This window comes from Mesorhizobium australicum WSM2073, assembly GCF_000230995.2.
Classification (GTDB): domain Bacteria; phylum Pseudomonadota; class Alphaproteobacteria; order Rhizobiales; family Rhizobiaceae; genus Mesorhizobium; species Mesorhizobium australicum.
On record NC_019973.1, the window covers coordinates 1,807,482 to 1,824,864 of the forward strand.

The following is a 17,383-nucleotide window of genomic DNA, read 5'->3' on the forward strand; positions in this document are numbered from 1 at the left end:
ATGGAACGTCATATTGCGCTTCAAGCCGGCCGCCGCAAGCGCTGGCGTGCAATGGGTCAGGGGATGTCGAAGAGCAACAACGTCTACAAGGACGCCTATAACCGTTGTCTGAGGCTGCTCGATGAGACGCGCAGCCTGCCTTCGGAACCGGAACTTGGCGCCTTGCTGGGAGTCAGCCGCACGACCGTGCGCAGCATCCTGGCGCGCATGGAAGAGACCGGGCTGATCGCCTGGAACAAGCGCGCCAAGACGGTGCTGCGCGATCCACGTTCGGATGATTTCTTTCCCGAGGAAGAGACCGACACGCTGGCCGAGATCATCGAACGGTCCTTCATGCGCAGGCTGCTGGCCGGCGGCGCCGAGGCCGGCATGCAGATCAACGAGCTCGAACTGGCGCGCGAGATCGGCGTCGGCACCACCAGCGTACGCGAGTTCCTGATCCGCTTCTCCCGCTTCGGCCTGATCGAAAAACGCCGCAACAGCCATTGGGTGCTGAAAGGCTTCACGCGGGCCTTCGCGCTGGAACTGACCGAGATCCGCGAAATGTTCGAATTGCGCTCGGCCGCCGCCTTCACCGCGCTGCCGCAGGACAGTCCGGTATGGAGCGATCTCGATCGGCTGGAAGGGGAACACCGCGTTCTGGCACGCGAGATCGCGACGCGTTTCAATGAGTTCTCGGAGCTGGACGAGCGCTTGCACCGGCTCATTCATCGCGCCTCACGCAACCGCTTCATCGTCGATTTCTACGACGTCATCGCCATGATCTTCCACTACCACTACCAGTGGAACAAGGCGCAGGAACGCGAGCGCAACGAAGTCGCGATCGGCGAGCATCTGGCCTATATCGAGGCGCTCAAGTCGCGCGATCTCGGCAAGGTCGATGCCGCCTGCCGCAAGCACCTGAAGTCGGCCCGCCAGACATTGCTGACCTCCATCCCGGAAAGCCGGCCATCCCAAAAGAACTGATCCTGCCGTGTTGCCGCAGCATGGAATTGCCGATTTTCGACCTCTGGCTGCCGTGGTAGGGATAGTCATCGATCGTTTGAAGAGGCAAATGGTGAACCGCCGGGAGAGACGCTGGAGCATGCCGGTCGCGCTTGTCGCGGCCTGTCTGCTGTTGCTCCAGTCGACACTTGGTACGTTCGCCTTCAGCATCGGGCCTGATACCGCGCAGCTCGATGCCTTCGGCAACGTCATCTGTACCCATGACGGCGCCACACAGCTTCCCGGCGGCGACCAGCACCCGTCCCATCCGCCGGCCTGCTGCACACTCGGCTGCAGCATGTTTTCGCCGGCCTTTGCGCCGCCGGCCGATGCCGGGCTTGCGCTTGCGTCCCTTTCCTTCGAGACCGTCGCCTTCGTCTTCCCGGCGACCACGCATCTCGACTTCGCCCGCGAACGCTCCCCATCGAACCCGCGCGCGCCGCCATTGGCGGCTTGAGCCTGCTTGCTTGCGGAACCTTTCGCGAGCGTACTCATCCAAGATCAAGCATTCGCGACCGGCGACGGCGCGATCATCACGTCATGGAGCAACCATGTCCCATTCTTTCCGCATATCGGCGGGCACTTTGTTCGGCCGCACCCTGTCTCGCTTCAAAGCCGATCTCGGCATTGCCGCGTTGGCCCTCGCGCTTGTCTTCCTGGGCGCCCAGGCCGTCCTGGCGCATGAATTCAAGGTCGGCGATCTCGAAATCGAACATCCCTGGTCGCGCGCCACGCCGGCCGGCGCCAAGGTGGCCGGCGGCTATTTCACCATCGTCAACAAGGGCAGTACACCAGACCGGCTGCTGTCGATTTCCTCCGACGTCTCGGAAAAGGCCGAGCTGCATCAAATGGGCGTCAAGGACGGCGTCATGACCATGCGGCCGGTGGATGGTGGCCTGGAAGTCCCGGCAGGCGGCAAGGTGGCGCTGGCGCCGGGAGGCTACCACCTGATGTTCATCGGCCTGAAGCGGCAACCCAAGCAGGGTGAAAAATTCGCCGCCACACTGACCTTCGAGAAGGCCGGCACGGTCAATATCGAGTTCGCCGTCGAAGGCATGGGCGAAATGGGCGGCATGGACGACCACGCCAATTGATCGCGCCGATCACCAATTTTGAAATCAGAGGGACCATCATGAACAAATATCTTTTGGCGGCCGGCGCGTTTCTCGTGCTGGGGACAAATGCCGCCTTCGCGCACATCACGCTCGAGACCCAGGAGGCGGCAGTCGGCTCGACCTACAAGGCTGTACTGCGCGTGCCGCACGGTTGCGACGGCAAGGCCACGACGGCGGTGCGCGTGCAGATCCCGGAAGGGGTGATCGCGGTGAAGCCGATGCCCAAGTCGGGCTGGACGCTGCAGACCAAGAAGGGCAAGTACGAGAAATCGTACCAGCTCTACGGCCAGGCGGTTGCCGATGGGGTCAAGGAAGTCGACTGGAGCGGCGGCAATTTGCCGGATGAATTCTACGACGAGTTCGTCTTCCGCGCGACGCTGACGGCCGACCTGCCCGCCGGCCAGAAGCTGTACTTCCCGGTGGTGCAGGAATGCGGCGATGCCGCGGCCCGCTGGATCGAGATTCCGGCGGCCGGACAGGATGAGGACGCGCTGGAGAACCCGGCGCCCGGCATCAAGCTCACGCCGAAGAAATAGCTTTTCTCCCTGGCGCTCTGCTTGTCGGAGCGCCGCATCCCCATGGCATGGCATGATCGCAATACCTTCCTGGATAGCCGATACGAACAGCAAGCTCGTCGGCTGGATTGCCGGCGGGCTGCTCGCCGCGGCCATGGCGTTCATCGTCATGGCCTCGACAAGCCCGGCCCTTGCCCATGCGGCGCTGATCAAGACCGATCCGGCCGACGGTGCGGTGCTGGCGCAGGCCCCGGCGCGGTTCTCGCTGACCTTCAGCGAGCCGGTCTCGCCGTTGGTGCTGACGTTGGTGATGCCCGACGGCACCCCGGTTCCGCTGACCCACTTCCGTCTCAGCGACCAGACGGTCGAGATCGACAATCCGCGGGCGCTCAAATCCGGTACGCATGTGCTGAGCTGGCGTGTCATTTCCGCCGACGGCCATCCGGTCGGCGGCTCGCTGCTGTTTTCCGTCGGCGCGCCAAGCGAGCCGCCGACCGTCTCCGAGGCGATTGACTGGCCGCTGCGGTCGGCGATCTGGATCGGCAAGGTTTTTCTCTACATAGGCCTTTTCCTCGGCATTGGCGGCGCGTTCGCCTTTGCCTGGCTGGCCGGGGATGGCCGTGCCGGCCAGCGCTTTGTCGCGGCCGCGATCTTGTGCGGGCTGGTGGCGGCGCCCTTGTCGCTGGGCTTTCAGGGTCTCGATGCGCTGGGGGCGCCGCTCTCCCATCTGGCGCAGCCGGTGATCTGGCGCACCGGGCTCGGCACCAGCTTCGGCTGGACGGTGCTGATCGCCCTGGTCGCCTTGGGACTTGGCCTGCTGTCGCTGGCCGGACCGCGCGCGGCCGCCAGGCCGCTTGCCCTTGCCGGACTGGCTGGCGTCGGCGTCGCACTCGCCGCCAGCGGCCATGCCAGTGCCGCCGAACCGCAATGGCTGACACGGCCGCTGGTCTTCGTGCATGGCGTCGGCATCGCTTTCTGGGCCGGCGCCTTGGTGCCGCTCGGTCTCGCGCTGAAACGTCAAGCGGCGGGCGCCGTCGAATTCCTGCACCACTTCTCATGGGCAATCCTGCCTGTGGTGGCCTTGCTTGCCGCGGCAGGCATCGTGTTGGCCGTGATCCAGGTGCAGATACCCTCGGCGCTGGCCGACACAGCCTATGGCCGGCTGCTGCTGGTCAAGCTCGCGTTGCTGGTCTTCCTGTTCACGCTCGCTGCCGTCAATCGCTGGAAGCTCACCGCTTCGGCCGAGGCGGGAGCGACCGAGGTGCAACGCAGGCTCACCCGCTCGGTCAGCGTCGAAGTGCTGATCGTGCTGGCGATCTTCGGAGTCGCCGCGGGCTGGCGCTTCACGCCGCCGCCACGAGCACTGGCGATCGCGGCGGCGCAGCCGGTTTCGGTCCACATCCATGCGCTGCAGGCGATGGCCGATCTCAGCATCACGCCAGGCCATGCGGGGCCGGTGGTCGCCTCGATGATCATCATGACCGGCGATTTCGGACCGCTCGACGCCAAGGAGGTGACGCTGGTGCTGTCGAAGCCCTATTCCGGCATCGAACCGCTGAAGCGCGCGGCGACCAGGCCCGGCGACGGCAGCTGGCGTGTCGACAACCTCATCATCCCGGTACCCGGCCGCTGGATGGTGCGCATAGACATCCTGGTCTCGGACTTCGAGATGGTGAAGATCGAGGCGCCGGTCGACATCAGACCGTAACGCCCCAGCCACACAATTGGGCGAGGCGGTTGACGCGGGCCTGAAGGGCCGTCAATCATTCAAGCAACAATGAGCGCAAGCTCGAAAACACCAGATCCGAAAGCAGGGAAGAAACGATGGAAAAAGCCGAAATCGGCCTGATCGGCCTTGGCACTATGGGCTCCAACCTGGCGCTGAACATCGCCGAGCACGGGCACCGCATCGCCGTCTTCAACCGCACAAGGGCACGCACCGACGCTTTCGTCGAGAATTCCGGTGCGCTCAGGGACATGGTCGTCCCCTGCTACAGCCTGGAGGAACTCGCCGCCGCGATCCGGCCGCCGCGTCCGATCATCATCATGGTGCTGGCCGGCAAGCCGGTCGACGAGCAGATCGAAGCGCTGCGTGGCGTGCTGTCCGACAACGATATCGTCATCGATGCCGGCAATGCCAATTTCCGCGATACGATGCGGCGCTTCTCCGAGCTCTCTGGCTCGGGTTTGACCTTCATCGGCATGGGTGTCTCCGGCGGTGAGGAGGGCGCGCGCCACGGACCCTCGATCATGGTCGGCGGCACGGAAGACTCCTGGAAGCGCGTCGAGAAGGTGCTGACCGCGATCTCCGCCAAGTTCAAGGAGGAACCTTGCGCCGCATGGCTCGGCACCGACGGCGCCGGGCATTTCGTCAAGACCATCCATAACGGCATCGAATATGCCGACATGCAGATGATCGCCGAAATCTACGGCATCCTGCGTGACGGCCTGGGCATGGGGCCGAAGGAGATCGCCACGGTATTTTCCAACTGGAACAAGGGCCGGCTCAATTCCTACCTGATCGAGATCACCGCCAAGGTGCTCGCCGCCGACGATCCGAAGACCGGCAAGCCGGTGGTCGACATCATCCTCGACCGCGCCGGCCAGAAGGGCACCGGCAAATGGTCCGTCATCGAGGCGCAGCAGCTCGGCATTCCGGCGACCGCGATCGAAGCGGCGGTGGCGGCGCGCGTGCTGTCGTCGATCAAGGACGAGCGGCAGGCGGCGGAAAAGGCCTATGGCAATATCGGCGTGACCAGGATTTCCGGCGACAAGGACGGGCTGCTGAAAGACCTCGAACTGGCGCTGTTCGCCGGCAAGATCGCCGCCTACGCGCAGGGCTTCGCGGTGATGAGCGGCGCTTCGAAGGAGTTCAACTGGAACCTGCCGATGCCGACCATCGCCAAGATCTGGCGCGCCGGCTGCATCATCCGCTCGCAGATGCTCGACACGATGGCCGAGGCTTTCAGTGGTGGCGCTTCCACCAACCTGTTGATGGCGCCTGCCTTCATCAGCCTGATGCAGGAGGCGCATCCGTCGCTGCGGCGCGTCGTGGCGAGGGCTTCCGAAGCCGGCGCGCCGGTGCCTGCACTGTCTTCGGCTCTTGCCTATTTCGACAGCTACCGCCAGGGCCGCGGCACCTCGAACCTGATCCAGGCGCAGCGCGACTTCTTCGGGGCGCATGGTTTCGAGCGCATCGGCGAGCAGGGCGCGTTCCACGGACCGTGGGGCAGCGGCGCGGCTGGCTAGATCACGCTATGAAGACATCCGGCTTAGCTTGGCTGCCGTGCCGGAATACTCACCGCTCCACATGTGGCTTCTCGATTCCGGGGATGCCGCCGACCTGTTGGGCAAGAAAATCGACCAGCAGCCGGACCCGGGCGATGCCCGCCCGTTCGGGGACGATCAGCATGCTGAGCGGAACCGAAGGCAGCGCATAGTCCGGCAGAATCGCTTCAAGCCGGCCGGACGCCAGGAGATCGCCGACAAGCCATTGGTGGGCGGGCGCAATGCCGCGTCCGGCGAGCAGGGCTTCGCGTGCGGCAAGCCCGTGGTCGACCCGGAGGCGCCCTGCAAACGGCACTGTATGGCGGTTGCCGTCTGGTCCTTGCAGCACAAGGGTGTCGCTGCCGGCAACGTTTGACATCCGGATACCTTCGTGATCGGCCAGGTCCCCGGGACCTTCAGGCCTGCCGCGTTCAGCGAGATAGTCGGGCGCCCCCACGAGCAGTCGCCGGGATTGGCCGAGCGCTCGCAATTTCATGGAACTGTCGGTGAGCGGGCCGAGACGAAGCGCGATGTCGACGCCTTCCATGACGAGGTCGATGCGTTCGTCGGTGAGGCTGAGATCGACGCCGATGTCGCGATAGCGGTCCTGAAACGCGAAGATAAGCCGGCTGACATGCAGCACCCCAATGGCGGCGGTGCAGGAGAGCCGGATCGTGCCCGCGGGCGCCGCGCGCGTGCCGCGAACCTCGTCGCCCGCCTGTTCGACAAGGCGCAGGATCTGCACGCTGTCTGCATAATAGCGGCTGCCCTCATCGGTCATCGTGACACGCCGGGTGGTCCTGCTGAGCAGGGCGACGCCGACGGCCTCCTCCAGTTCCCTCAAATGGCGCGTGACTGTCGACTGGCCGATCCCGAGTTCACGCGCGACCGCCGACAGACTGCCTCGTTCAGCAACGCGCACAAAGGTGCGCATGCGCTCGAGCGTGACAGCTGATTTATCCATTAATCGGCAGAATATTATGCATTCTCGACATGTAGCGGATGATGCGGCTGTTGGCTATCTCAGGGTCAATGTTTCCAACAGAGGATCGACGAATCATGAAAGTCCTACTTGTCTTTGCCCATCCCGAGCCACGGTCGCTCAACGGCACGCTGCGTGACGTCGCCGTCAAGGAACTCACAGCTCAAGGCCACGAGGTTCGGGTGTCCGACCTCTATGCGGACGGTTGGAAATCGGAGGTCGACCGTGCTGACTTCCCCGAGCTTTCGCCCGGCGCGCGGCTGGTGCCGGTGGCTGCCTCCAAACAAGCATACGAATCCAATGCGCTGACCGGAGACGTCAAGACCGAGATCGAGAAGCTGCTTTGGGCCGATGCGCTGATCCTGCAGTTTCCGCTGTGGTGGTTCACCATGCCGGCGATTTTGAAAGGCTGGGTCGATCGGGTCTTCGCCTACGGCTTTGCCTATGGCGTCGGCGAACATAGCGACAAGCGATGGGGTGACCGGTACGGCGAGGGCACACTCGCGGGCAAGCGAGCGATGCTGGTTGTGACAGCCGGCGGTTGGGAGGATCATTATTCCCCGCGCGGCGTCAACGGACCGATCGACGACCTGCTGTTCCCGATCAATCACGGAATTCTCTATTATCCGGGGTACGACGTGCTTCCGCCGTTCGTGATCTACAGCGCGGACCGTCTCGATGCAGCTGGCTTCGAGCTTGTCGCCGAGCGCCTGCGCGAACGGATGCGGACACTGGCGACCACTGCGCCTATTCCCTACCGGCGGCAGAATGGTGGCGATTATCTGATCCCGAGCATGCGGCTTCGTGCCGAACTAGCCGATCCGGGAGCAACCGGCTTCGGACTTCATGTGAACCGCGGGGCTACCGACCAGAACGGTTCCTGGTTTGACGGGATGCATGTGGACTTGCCCGATCAGATCCGGGCAGACGCTCAGTCAGAGCGCCGATAGGCCACGACGCCCTTCGGTTCGCTCAGGCTCTGCAGCGAGCCGGGCGCGGCGCCGCCGATCCAGCCGAGCACCGAGCGGGCGAGTTCGGACCCGGCCAGGCGGAAGTCTTCGTTGACGACCAGCAATTCATGCCTGAACAGATGCAGCAGTTCCGACGACTGCTTCGACACCACGTCTACGTCGCGGCCGAGCTTGAGGCCGGCGTCCTCGATGCCGGCGACGATGGCGAGGGTCGCGGCGGCGGCGCTGCTGACGATGCCGTCCGGCCTGATGTCGCGCCGCATCAGCTGCGCGGTCCTCGTCCTGATCTGTTCGATCGAATGGTCGATCGAAACGGTGTTGAACGGCACCTCGCTGGCGCCGACTTCGCTCAGCGCATCGGCAAAGCCGTCGACCGTGTGGCGGTAGTAGCTCAAACCCACCGGCGGCGTCACCAAAGCGAGCCGGCGGCGGCCTAGGCCGGCCAGATGGCGCACCGCCTCGGCCGCGAAGGCGTAATTGTCGAAATCATGATAGGGATGCACGAGCCCCATATCGGTGCGGCCGTGGGTCGCGAAGGGAATGCCGCGCTCCAGCATGTAGCGGGCGCGGGGGTCGTTCGGCTGCGTGCGTGAAATGATGACGCCGTCGGCGGAGCCGGTCTCCACGAGATAGCGCACCGGATCCAGCGGATCCTGCGAGCGCGAATAGGGTGTCACGATCAGGTGGTAGGGCGTGTCGGCGATGACTTCCGTGACGCCATAGATGATGTCGGAGACAAAGCTCATGAGTTCGTGCTCAGTGTTGAGCACGAGGCTGATGACATTGGTCTTGCCGGTCCTGAGGCGCACCCCGGCGCGGTTCGGCCGATAGCCGATCTGCTTGGCCACGAGCTGGACTCGGCGTCTGGTCTCGGCGCCGATCTCGGGCGCGTCCTTCAAGGCCCGCGAGACGGTGGTGACGCCGAGCCCGGTCATGAAGGCAAGCGTCTTCAGCGTCGGCCGCTCCTGTGCCGTCGCCCCGTCATCCCTGGCCATGCGCTGTTTGTCCATCCGTCCCGCCCATCAGGCGCATAGCAGCCGCCGGGCAGCCCGGCAATGTTGCGGCCGCTCCCCATGGCGCGTCACCTGCAGTGGAAGCAGTATACTGAAACGTTACAGTTTGTCACGATCGGTGTAAACGGGCGCGGGCGGACGCAAAAAGACGCCGTCAACCGCAGGCCGAAAAAACGTTGAGATTCAGAGGGAAGCGTGCTCTTGGCAAGTTTCTTGCTGCTCTTACCTAAGAGAGCGGTGCAGTTTTGCATATTGCGTCGCACAATGCCGCGGCAGCGAGATGATTTTGTTCGCAGCTCGAAAAATGTCAAAGTGACATTCTGCCGGAAGGGGTTGCGTATGGTCTTCAATTGCCGTATCGAAAATCTGTAACGTTTCAGATTTCTGGGAGGAAGCCGAAATGCGATACAAATTCCTGACCGCTGCCTTTGCCGCGACGGTTGCTCTCAACTTTGCCGGGCCGGCGGCCGCGACCGATCTGGAAGTCACCCATTGGTGGACCTCCGGCGGCGAGGCGGCGGCAGTCGCCGAACTCGCCAAGGCATTCGACGCCACCGGCAATCACTGGGTCGACGGCGCCATCGCCGGATCCGGCGGCACGGCGCGGCCGATCATGATCAGCCGCATCACCGGCGGCGATCCGATGGGGGCCACGCAGTTCAATCACGGCAGGCAAGCGGAAGAGCTGGTTCAGGCTGGCCTGATGCGCGACCTCACCGATGTCGCCACCAAGGGCAAGTGGACGGAAGTGGTACGGCCCAAGAGCCTGCTCGATTCTTGCACCATCGACGGCAAGATCTATTGCGTGCCGGTCAACATCCATTCCTGGCAGTGGCTGTGGCTGTCGAACGCGGCGTTCGAGAAGGCCGGCGTGCCGGTGCCGAAGAACTGGAACGAGTATGTGGCCGCCGCTCCGGCGCTGGAGAAGGCAGGCATCGTGCCGCTCGCGGTCGGTGGGCAGGCCTGGCAGGCATCAGGCGCCTTCGACGTGCTGCTTGCCGCGGTCGGCGGAACCGACACCTTCCTCAAGGTCTACAAGGACAAGGACGCCAAGTTCGCAGCCGGTCCCGAAGTCGCCAAGGTGTTCAAGGCGGCCGACGATGCACGCAAGATGGCCAAGAACACGAATGTGCAGGACTGGAACCAGGCCACCAACATGGTCATCACCGGCAAGGCCGGCGGCCAGATCATGGGTGACTGGGCGCAGGGCGAGTTCCAGGTCGCCGGTAAGACCGCCGGCAAGGACTACACCTGCCTTCCCGGCCTCGGCCTGAACGAGGTCATCGCAACGGGCGGCGACGCCTTCTATTTCCCGCTGCTCAAGGACGCCGACAAGGCCAAGGCGCAGGAGGTGCTGGCCGAGACGCTGCTCGATCCCAAGACCCAGGTCGCCTTCAACCTCAAGAAGGGCTCGCTGCCGGTGCGCGGCGACGTCGACCTCAACGCGGCCAATGACTGCATGAAGAAAGGCCTCGCCATCCTGGCCAAGGGCGCGGTCATCCCGTGGACGGACCAGCTGCTCTCGCAGGACAGCCAGAAGCAGAAGGAGGACCTGTTCTCGGAGTTCTTCGCCAAGCCCGACATGAGCCTCGAAGAGGCGCAGAAGCGCTTCGCCGACATCATCGCTTCGGCTGATTGACGACCGACGAGCCGCCCGCTCCCGACCTTGCCAGACAGGGCCGGGAGCCAAGGCGTGCTGACTTTCCGCCCTTATCCGATCCAGCACGGCTGTACCGATGAGCAAGAGCGAACGCCCGAGCCAACTCTTCCGCAATCTCAATGCGAAGGTCGCTTCGATCCCGATGATCCTCACCGCAATGGTGGTCTTTGTCGGCGGCACCGCGTGGACGGTGCTCTATTCCTTCACCAATTCGAAGCTGCTGCCGCGGCTGAATTTCGTCGGGCTCGACCAGTATTACCGGCTGTGGGCGACGCCGCGCTGGCTGATTTCGATCGAGAACCTCTTGATCTACGGTGTGATCTCACTGGTGTTCTCGCTGGTGATCGGTTTTCTGCTGGCGGCCCTGCTCGACCAGAAGATCCGTTTCGAGGACACGTTCCGCACCATCTTCCTCTATCCCTTCGCGCTCTCCTTCATCGTCACCGGCCTTGTCTGGCAATGGCTGCTCAATCCGGATTTCGGCGTCCAGGGCGTGGTACGAAGCCTCGGCTGGACCAGCTTCGACTTCAATCCGCTCTACAATTCCAGCATCGTCATCTACGGCATATCGATCGCGGCGCTTTGGCAAGGCACGGGGCTGATCATGTGCCTGATGCTGGCGGGCCTGCGCGGCATCGACGAGGACATCTGGAAGGCCGCACGGGTGGACGGGATTCCCATGTGGAAGACTTATCTGTTCATCATCATCCCGATGATGCGGCCGGTGTTCATCACCACGCTGGTGATCATCGCGTCCGGCATCGTCAAGGTCTATGACCTCGTCGTCGCGCAGACCAGCGGCGGGCCGGGCATCGCCTCCGAAGTGCCGGCCAAATACGTCTATGACTACATGTTCTTCGCCCAGAATCTCGGCCAGGGCTTTGCCGCCTCGACCATGATGCTGCTGTCGGTGATGATCGTCATCGTGCCGTGGGCCTATCTCGAATTCGGAGGCCGCAAGCGTGTCTGATCATGCCGTCTCCTTGTCCGCCACGTCGTCAAACCTCCGGGCTGGCGCCTCCGGCCCGAGCGGACCAAAGCCGCGGCACATGTTCTCGCGCCGTAACATTTTCCTGTACGGCACGCTCATCGTGGTGGCGCTCTACTATCTCCTGCCGCTCTATGTGATGGTCGTCACCTCGCTGAAGGGCATGCCGGAGATCCGCCTCGGCAACATTTTCTCGCCGCCGCTCGAGATCACCTTCGAGCCCTGGGTCAAGGCGTGGTCGCAGGCCTGCACCGGCCTCAATTGCGACGGGCTTTCGCGCGGGTTCTGGAATTCGGTGCGCATCACCGTTCCCTCGGTGATCCTGTCGATCGCCATCGCCTCGGTGAACGGCTACGCGCTGGCCAACTGGCGCTTCAAGGGCGCCGACACCTTCTTCGTCATCCTGATCGTCGGCGCCTTCATTCCCTACCAGGTGATGATCTATCCCATCGTCATCATCCTGCGCGAGATCGGCCTCTATGGCAGCCTTACCGGCCTGGTGATCGTGCATTCCATTTTCGGCATGCCGATCCTGACGCTTCTGTTCCGCAATTATTTCACCTCCATGCCGGAGGAACTGTTCCGGGCGGCGCGCGTCGATGGCGCCGGCTTCTGGGGCATCTACCTGCGCATCATGCTGCCGATGTCACTGCCGATCTTCGTCGTCGCCGTCATCCTGCAGGTGACCGGCATCTGGAACGACTTCCTGTTCGGCGTCGTCTACACCCGTCCCGACACCTATCCGATGACGGTGCAGCTCAACAACATCGTCAATTCGGTGCAAGGCGTGAAGGAATACAACGTCAACATGGCCGCCACCATCCTGACCGGGTTGGTGCCGCTGATCGTCTATTTCATTTCCGGCAAATTGTTCGTGCGCGGCATCGCCGCCGGCGCGGTGAAAGGGTGATGGCGATGGCGGCGAACGGCACCAGCGTTTCGATCCAGGACCTGTCGCTGAACTTCGGCGCGGTCTCGGTGCTGCAGACGCTCAATCTCGATGTCGCCGAAGGCGAGTTCATCGTGCTGCTCGGACCCTCCGGCTGCGGCAAGTCGACCTTGCTCAACTGCATCGCCGGCCTGCTCGACATTTCGGAAGGCCGCATCTTCATCAAGGGCAAGAACGTCACCTGGGAAGAGCCCAAGGACCGCGGCATCGGCATGGTCTTCCAGTCCTATGCGCTCTATCCGCAAATGACGGTGGAGAAGAACCTGTCCTTCGGGCTGCGTGTCGCCGGCATCGCCAAGGACGAGATCGCCAAGCGCATCGCGCGCGCCGCCGAGATCCTGCAGATCGAGCCGTTGCTGCAGCGCAAGCCGGCGGCCCTTTCCGGCGGCCAGCGCCAGCGCGTGGCGATCGGACGGGCGCTGGTGCGCGATGTCGACGTCTTCCTGTTCGACGAACCGCTGTCCAATCTCGATGCCAAGCTGCGTTCGGAGCTGCGTGTCGAGATCAAGCTTCTGCACCGCAAGCTGCAGAACACGATGATCTATGTCACCCACGACCAGATCGAGGCAATGACGCTGGCCGACCGCATCGCGGTGATGAAGGGCGGCGTCATCCAGCAGCTCGACGCGCCGCAGACCATCTACAACCGCCCGGTCAACCGGTTTGTCGCCGGCTTCCTCGGTTCGCCTGCGATGAATTTCGTCGAGGGGCAGCTGGAGACCGGCACGACGGCGGTGTTCAAGACCGGGGATTTGGCCATCCCGCTCGAGCGCTATGGCTTCGATGGCGCCGGCAACAAGAGCGGGCCTTGCGTGTTCGGGATTCGCCCCGAGCACGTTGCCTTTGGCGAGGCCGCGAATTCCATGCCCTTCGCCACCGATGCCGCCGTCGAGATCGTTGAGCCGATGGGCTCCGATACGCTGGTGTGGACGAAGCTCGGCGGCCGCATTTTTTCCTTCCGTGTCGAGGCGGAAAAAACGCTGCGCAATGGCGACCCGATCAGGATCGGCTTTGATCCTGCCCGCGCCTCGCTGTTCGATACTCCATCCGGCAACCGCATGTAGCTCCCAAGAAAACCATCCTCCCAAGGACAATCCCCAAGCAGAACGGACAGAGACGATGAACTGGTCATTCCAACTTTACAGCGCCCGCAATTTCTTGCCCTGGACCGATGTGCTCGAAATGCTCGGCAAGCTCGGCTATGCCGAGGTCGAAGGGTTCGGCGGCGTCTATGACGATCCCAAGGCCTTCCGCGCCGAGCTCGACAAGAACGGCCTTGCCATGCCGACCGGGCATTTTTCCATCGATGCGCTGGAGAATGATTTCGACGGTGTGCGCCGGATCGCCGAAACGCTCGGCGTCAAGCTTTTGATCTGTCCCTATCTGATGGCCGAGGACAGGCCATCCGACGCCGCCGGCTGGCGCGCCTTTGGCGAGCGCCTGGCCAAGGTCGGCGAGGTCGCGTCGAAGGCCGGCTATGGCTTCGCCTGGCACAACCATGATTTCGAGTTCAAGACACTCGCCGACGGCTCGGTGCCGCAGGACCATATCCTGTCGTCCGCGCCCAATATAGGCTGGGAAATGGACGTCGCCTGGGTAGTGCGCGGCGGCTCCGACCCGCTGCCCTGGATCGAAAAGCAGGGCCAGCGCATCGTCGCCGTCCATGTCAAGGACATGGCGAAGGCGGGCGAGGGGCTGGATGAGGATGGCTGGTCGGATGTCGGCCACGGCACGATCGATTGGGCCGGCCTGATCAAGGTGCTGCGGGCCAAGAGCGCGGCGAAATACTTTGTCATGGAACAGGACAATCCCAACGACATCGAGCGCTTCGCCCGCCGCTCGATCGCAACCGTCAAGAGCTACTAGGAACAACCACCATGGCAAAGAAGCTGGGTACTGGGAAATTGGGTGTTGGCGTCATCGGCTGCGGCAACATCTCGAAGGCGTATTTTTCGCTGGCGCCGTTGTTTCGCGGCATCGAGATGCGCGCCTGCGCCGACATCAACATGGACGCGGCCAGGGCGCGGGCGAAGGAATTCAAGCTGCGCGCCGAGACCGTCGAGGATCTGCTCAAGGCCGACGATATCGACATCACCGTCAACCTGACCATTCCGGCCGTGCATTACGAAGTCTCGAAGCAGGTGCTCGATGCCGGCAAGCATGTCTATTCCGAAAAGCCGTTCGTGCTGTCGCTCAAGGAGGGTCAGGACCTCAAGGCGCGGGCCCAGAAGAGGGGGCTGCGCATAGGCTCGGCGCCGGACACGTTCCTCGGCGGCGCGCACCAGCTGGTGCGCGAACTGATCGACGAGGGGAAGCTTGGCAAGATCACCAGCGGCACTTGCCACGTCATGGGCCACGGCATGGAGCATTGGCACCCCAATCCCGACTTCTTCTTCCAGCCCGGGGCGGGACCAGTGCTGGACATCGGACCGTACTACATCACCAATCTGATCCAGCTGATCGGGCCGGTGAAGCAGGTGGCGGCCTTCGCGACGACCCCGGCCAAGGAACGGACCATCAGCTCAAAGCCGCGCGCAGGCGAAAAAATCCCGGTCAACACGCCGACCACCATCCATGGCCTGCTGGAATTCGAGAACGGCGCCGTGGTGACGCTGAACACCAGCTGGGATGTGTGGGCTCACGGCCACGCGCCGATGGAACTCTATGGCGAGGGCGGGACGGTGTTCGTGCCGGATCCGAACTTCTTCGGCGGCGACGTGCGCTTCACCGAAGAAGGCAAGCCGGTCAAGAAGCTGCCGAAATGGAAGCATCCGCTTGGCGTTCCCAATGAGATGCATGGCCAAGGCATGATGGCCAATTACCGCACGGCGGGCCTGGCCGACATGGCGCTGGCGATCGCCGAAGGGCGGCCGCACCGCTGCTCGATGGAACTCGCGCTGCATGCCGTCGATGTCATGACCGGCCTCCTGCGCTCCGGCGAAACCGGCAAGTTCGTCGCCATGCAGACCACTTGCGAGCGTCCGGCCGCGCTTGGCGTCAAGCAGGCCAAGGAGCTGCTGGCCAAGAAGACGTAGTCGCATGGATTATCGATAATTTTGCCTTACCCCTCTCCCCGTTCCTCCGGGGAGGGGGTAAAGGATGGGGTACGGGCATGCCCATCGCCTCTGCGATGACGGTGCCCTGTCCGTTCAGATTCGAGGATTTCCCGATGCCCTATATCGCCGCTGAAAACCGCTACGAGAAAATGATCTACAACCGCTGCGGTCGGTCCGGCCTCAAGCTGCCGGCGATCTCGCTCGGGCTGTGGCACAATTTCGGCGACGACACGCCGCATCGGACCAAGCAGGCGATCGTGCGAAAGGCCTTCGATCTTGGCATCACCCATTTCGACCTCGCCAACAATTATGGGCCGCCGCCCGGCTCGGCCGAGACGGCTTTCGGCGAGATACTGCGTACTGATTTTGCCCCCTATCGCGACGAACTGATCATCTCGACCAAGGCCGGCTACGAAATGTGGGCCGGCCCCTACGGCGAATGGGGCGGGCGCAAATACATGCTGGCCAGCCTCGACCAGAGCCTGAAGCGGATGGGCCTCGACTATGTCGACATCTTCTATTCGCACCGCTTCGATCCCGATACGCCGCTCGAAGAAACCATGGGCGCGCTCGACCATGCGGTTCGTTCGGGCAAGGCGCTCTACGCCGGCATCTCGTCCTACAATTCGCAGCGCACCCGCGAGGCCGCCGACATATTGAGGCAACTCGGTACGCCCTGCGTCATCCATCAGCCGAGCTATTCGATGCTGAACCGCTGGGTCGAGGAGGACGGACTGCTCGACACGCTCGAGGGGCTCGGCGTCGGCTCCATCGTGTTCTCGCCGCTGGCGCAAGGCATGCTGACCGACAAATATCTCGGCGGCATTCCCGATGGCAGCCGGGCCTCCCAGGGCAAGTCGCTGAAGACAGCTTTCATCAACGATCGCACCATTGCCAACATCGAGGCGCTCAACGCGATCGCCGGCAAGCGCGGCCAGACGCTGGCCCAGATGGCCTTGGCCTGGGTGCTGCGCAGGGGCCGGGTTACCTCAGCGCTGATCGGCGCCAGCCGGCCCGAGCAGGTCGAGGACTGCGTCGGGGCGCTGAAGGTGCTCGACTTCAGCGACGCCGAACTGGCCGAAATCGATACATACGCGCGCGAGTCCGACATCAACCTGTGGGCTGCTTCCGCCGAGCGCAAAGGCCCGCCGAGGAAATAGCTGAAGCCGGCTAATGAAGGCTGGCGGAATTGCTCGCGCCGGCCTTCGCGGATGAAGTCAAGTCAGGGCGTGGCCGGCCTCCCTGAGGCGGCGTTGATCGCCGCGTGGGTCGGCAGGCCAATGGTGCCTAGCACACCCTTGGCTACCCTCGTCGAGATTTCTGCCAATGTGCCCGCGCGTCATCGATTGGCCCGGGACAACAACAGAAGAGTAGCAAAGAGGGCGGTTCGTCGCTATCTGAATGGGATCGGGCCGTTTGCATGCGCAGACAGCCCGCCAACAGTGCAGGACAAGTGGAACAGGACCATGGCGGCAAGGGATGTGCTGACGAAAAACCAGTTGTGCGTGCTCGAGAAACTCGAGATCGCCAGCGGGCCGCTCAGCGCCTACACCTTGCTCGATCAGCTTCGCGAGCGCGGTTTTCGCGCCCCATTGCAGGTCTATCGCGCGCTCGACACGCTGGTGAAATCAGGTTTCGTGCACCGGCTGGAAAGCATTAATTCCTTCGTCGCCTGCGCCGAGCCGCACGACCATAGCCACTCGATGACCGCCTTCGCCATATGCGATACTTGCGGGCAGGTGACCGAAATGTCCGATCACGACGTCGATCACCGGCTGAACGAATGGGTCAACTCGACCGGCTTCGCCGCCAAGAAGGCGGTGATCGAATTTCGCGGGACCTGCGCGAAATGTTTGGCGCAAGCGGCCTGAGGGCCTTCGCCA

17 protein-coding genes are annotated in these 17,383 nt (G+C 63.4%); 15 read left to right on the top strand and 2 right to left on the bottom strand.

Translation table 11 applies throughout. The annotated features are described in order from the left end of the window. Positions 1-63: 63 nt before the first annotated feature. The 6 genes from MESAU_RS08640 (at position 64) to gndA (ending at position 5,863) form a co-directional block, all read left to right on the top strand. Positions 64-966 (top strand): GntR family transcriptional regulator, encoded by a 903-nt coding sequence (locus tag MESAU_RS08640; protein ID WP_041163317.1) that lies wholly within the window; start codon positions 64-66, stop codon positions 964-966. A gap of 118 nt (positions 967-1,084) precedes the next feature. Further along, positions 1,085-1,441 (top strand): DUF2946 family protein, encoded by a 357-nt coding sequence (locus tag MESAU_RS08645; RefSeq protein WP_015315667.1) that lies wholly within the window; start codon positions 1,085-1,087, stop codon positions 1,439-1,441. Between the two features lie 94 nt (positions 1,442-1,535). After that, positions 1,536-2,078, top strand: a complete 543-nt coding sequence (locus MESAU_RS08650; protein WP_015315668.1) for a copper chaperone PCu(A)C — start codon at positions 1,536-1,538, stop codon at positions 2,076-2,078. A gap of 38 nt (positions 2,079-2,116) precedes the next feature. Beyond that, positions 2,117-2,635 (top strand): YcnI family copper-binding membrane protein, encoded by a 519-nt coding sequence (locus MESAU_RS08655; protein ID WP_015315669.1) that lies wholly within the window; start codon positions 2,117-2,119, stop codon positions 2,633-2,635. A gap of 52 nt (positions 2,636-2,687) precedes the next feature. Then, positions 2,688-4,322: a copper resistance CopC/CopD family protein gene (locus tag MESAU_RS08660; RefSeq protein ID WP_015315670.1), complete on the top strand. Its 1,635-nt coding sequence runs from the start codon at positions 2,688-2,690 to the stop codon at positions 4,320-4,322. A 116-nt stretch (positions 4,323-4,438) separates the two neighbouring features. After that, positions 4,439-5,863, top strand: coding sequence for an NADP-dependent phosphogluconate dehydrogenase (gene gndA / locus MESAU_RS08665; protein ID WP_015315671.1), 1,425 nt, complete (start codon positions 4,439-4,441; stop codon positions 5,861-5,863). A 49-nt stretch (positions 5,864-5,912) separates the two neighbouring features. Here gndA and MESAU_RS08670 read toward each other — a convergent pair whose 3' ends face one another. Further along, positions 5,913-6,845, bottom strand: coding sequence for a LysR family transcriptional regulator (locus tag MESAU_RS08670; protein ID WP_015315672.1), 933 nt, complete (start codon positions 6,843-6,845; stop codon positions 5,913-5,915). 95 nt (positions 6,846-6,940) lie between these two features. Between MESAU_RS08670 and MESAU_RS08675 the strand changes: the two genes are divergently transcribed. Then, on the top strand, positions 6,941-7,813 hold the full coding sequence (locus tag MESAU_RS08675) for an NAD(P)H-dependent oxidoreductase (RefSeq protein ID WP_015315673.1): 873 nt from the start codon (positions 6,941-6,943) through the stop codon (positions 7,811-7,813). On the opposite strand, the gene MESAU_RS08680 is transcribed toward MESAU_RS08675, so the two are convergent. Next, positions 7,795-8,844: a LacI family transcriptional regulator gene (locus MESAU_RS08680; RefSeq protein WP_041163318.1), complete on the bottom strand. Its 1,050-nt coding sequence runs from the start codon at positions 8,842-8,844 to the stop codon at positions 7,795-7,797. The two genes, MESAU_RS08675 and MESAU_RS08680, sit on opposite strands and share 19 nt — an antisense overlap. 403 nt (positions 8,845-9,247) lie before the next feature. Between MESAU_RS08680 and MESAU_RS08685 the strand changes: the two genes are divergently transcribed. From MESAU_RS08685 to MESAU_RS08720, 8 genes are all read left to right on the top strand, one after another. Beyond that, positions 9,248-10,486, top strand: coding sequence for an ABC transporter substrate-binding protein (locus MESAU_RS08685; protein WP_015315675.1), 1,239 nt, complete (start codon positions 9,248-9,250; stop codon positions 10,484-10,486). A 97-nt stretch (positions 10,487-10,583) separates the two neighbouring features. After that, a complete protein-coding gene (locus tag MESAU_RS08690; RefSeq protein WP_015315676.1) occupies positions 10,584-11,477 on the top strand; it encodes a carbohydrate ABC transporter permease in 894 nt (297 codons plus the stop codon). Further along, positions 11,470-12,405, top strand: coding sequence for a carbohydrate ABC transporter permease (locus MESAU_RS08695; RefSeq protein WP_015315677.1), 936 nt, complete (start codon positions 11,470-11,472; stop codon positions 12,403-12,405). Before MESAU_RS08690 ends, MESAU_RS08695 begins: the two co-directional genes overlap by 8 nt. Further along, positions 12,405-13,508, top strand: coding sequence for an ABC transporter ATP-binding protein (locus tag MESAU_RS08700; protein ID WP_041163319.1), 1,104 nt, complete (start codon positions 12,405-12,407; stop codon positions 13,506-13,508). The genes MESAU_RS08695 and MESAU_RS08700 overlap by 1 nt, the downstream gene beginning before the upstream one ends. 55 nt (positions 13,509-13,563) lie before the next feature. Beyond that, positions 13,564-14,310, top strand: a complete 747-nt coding sequence (locus tag MESAU_RS08705; protein ID WP_015315679.1) for a sugar phosphate isomerase/epimerase family protein — start codon at positions 13,564-13,566, stop codon at positions 14,308-14,310. An 11-nt stretch (positions 14,311-14,321) separates the two neighbouring features. Then, positions 14,322-15,479 (top strand): Gfo/Idh/MocA family protein, encoded by a 1,158-nt coding sequence (locus MESAU_RS08710; RefSeq protein WP_015315680.1) that lies wholly within the window; start codon positions 14,322-14,324, stop codon positions 15,477-15,479. A 134-nt stretch (positions 15,480-15,613) separates the two neighbouring features. After that, on the top strand, positions 15,614-16,660 hold the full coding sequence (gene mgrA, locus MESAU_RS08715) for an L-glyceraldehyde 3-phosphate reductase (protein ID WP_015315681.1): 1,047 nt from the start codon (positions 15,614-15,616) through the stop codon (positions 16,658-16,660). Positions 16,661-16,966: 306 nt separating this feature from the next. Next, a complete protein-coding gene (locus MESAU_RS08720; protein WP_015315682.1) occupies positions 16,967-17,371 on the top strand; it encodes a Fur family transcriptional regulator in 405 nt (134 codons plus the stop codon). Positions 17,372-17,383: the final 12 nt, after the last annotated feature.

Bases quoted from the DNA above. Each gene is read 5' to 3' on its own strand.
- MESAU_RS08640 (WP_041163317.1), top strand. From the start codon at position 64: ATGTCGAAGAGCAACAACGTCTACAAGGACGCCTATAACCGTTGTCTG.
- MESAU_RS08645 (WP_015315667.1), top strand. From the start codon at position 1,085: ATGCCGGTCGCGCTTGTCGCGGCCTGTCTGCTGTTGCTCCAGTCGACA.
- MESAU_RS08650 (WP_015315668.1), top strand. From the start codon at position 1,536: ATGTCCCATTCTTTCCGCATATCGGCGGGCACTTTGTTCGGCCGCACC.
- MESAU_RS08655 (WP_015315669.1), top strand. From the start codon at position 2,117: ATGAACAAATATCTTTTGGCGGCCGGCGCGTTTCTCGTGCTGGGGACA.
- MESAU_RS08660 (WP_015315670.1), top strand. From the start codon at position 2,688: ATGATCGCAATACCTTCCTGGATAGCCGATACGAACAGCAAGCTCGTC.
- gndA (WP_015315671.1), top strand. From the start codon at position 4,439: ATGGAAAAAGCCGAAATCGGCCTGATCGGCCTTGGCACTATGGGCTCC.
- MESAU_RS08670 (WP_015315672.1), bottom strand. From the start codon at position 6,845: ATGGATAAATCAGCTGTCACGCTCGAGCGCATGCGCACCTTTGTGCGC.
- MESAU_RS08675 (WP_015315673.1), top strand. From the start codon at position 6,941: ATGAAAGTCCTACTTGTCTTTGCCCATCCCGAGCCACGGTCGCTCAAC.
- MESAU_RS08680 (WP_041163318.1), bottom strand. From the start codon at position 8,844: ATGGACAAACAGCGCATGGCCAGGGATGACGGGGCGACGGCACAGGAG.
- MESAU_RS08685 (WP_015315675.1), top strand. From the start codon at position 9,248: ATGCGATACAAATTCCTGACCGCTGCCTTTGCCGCGACGGTTGCTCTC.
- MESAU_RS08690 (WP_015315676.1), top strand. From the start codon at position 10,584: ATGAGCAAGAGCGAACGCCCGAGCCAACTCTTCCGCAATCTCAATGCG.
- MESAU_RS08700 (WP_041163319.1), top strand. From the start codon at position 12,405: ATGGCGATGGCGGCGAACGGCACCAGCGTTTCGATCCAGGACCTGTCG.
- MESAU_RS08705 (WP_015315679.1), top strand. From the start codon at position 13,564: ATGAACTGGTCATTCCAACTTTACAGCGCCCGCAATTTCTTGCCCTGG.
- MESAU_RS08710 (WP_015315680.1), top strand. From the start codon at position 14,322: ATGGCAAAGAAGCTGGGTACTGGGAAATTGGGTGTTGGCGTCATCGGC.
- mgrA (WP_015315681.1), top strand. From the start codon at position 15,614: ATGCCCTATATCGCCGCTGAAAACCGCTACGAGAAAATGATCTACAAC.
- MESAU_RS08720 (WP_015315682.1), top strand. From the start codon at position 16,967: ATGGCGGCAAGGGATGTGCTGACGAAAAACCAGTTGTGCGTGCTCGAG.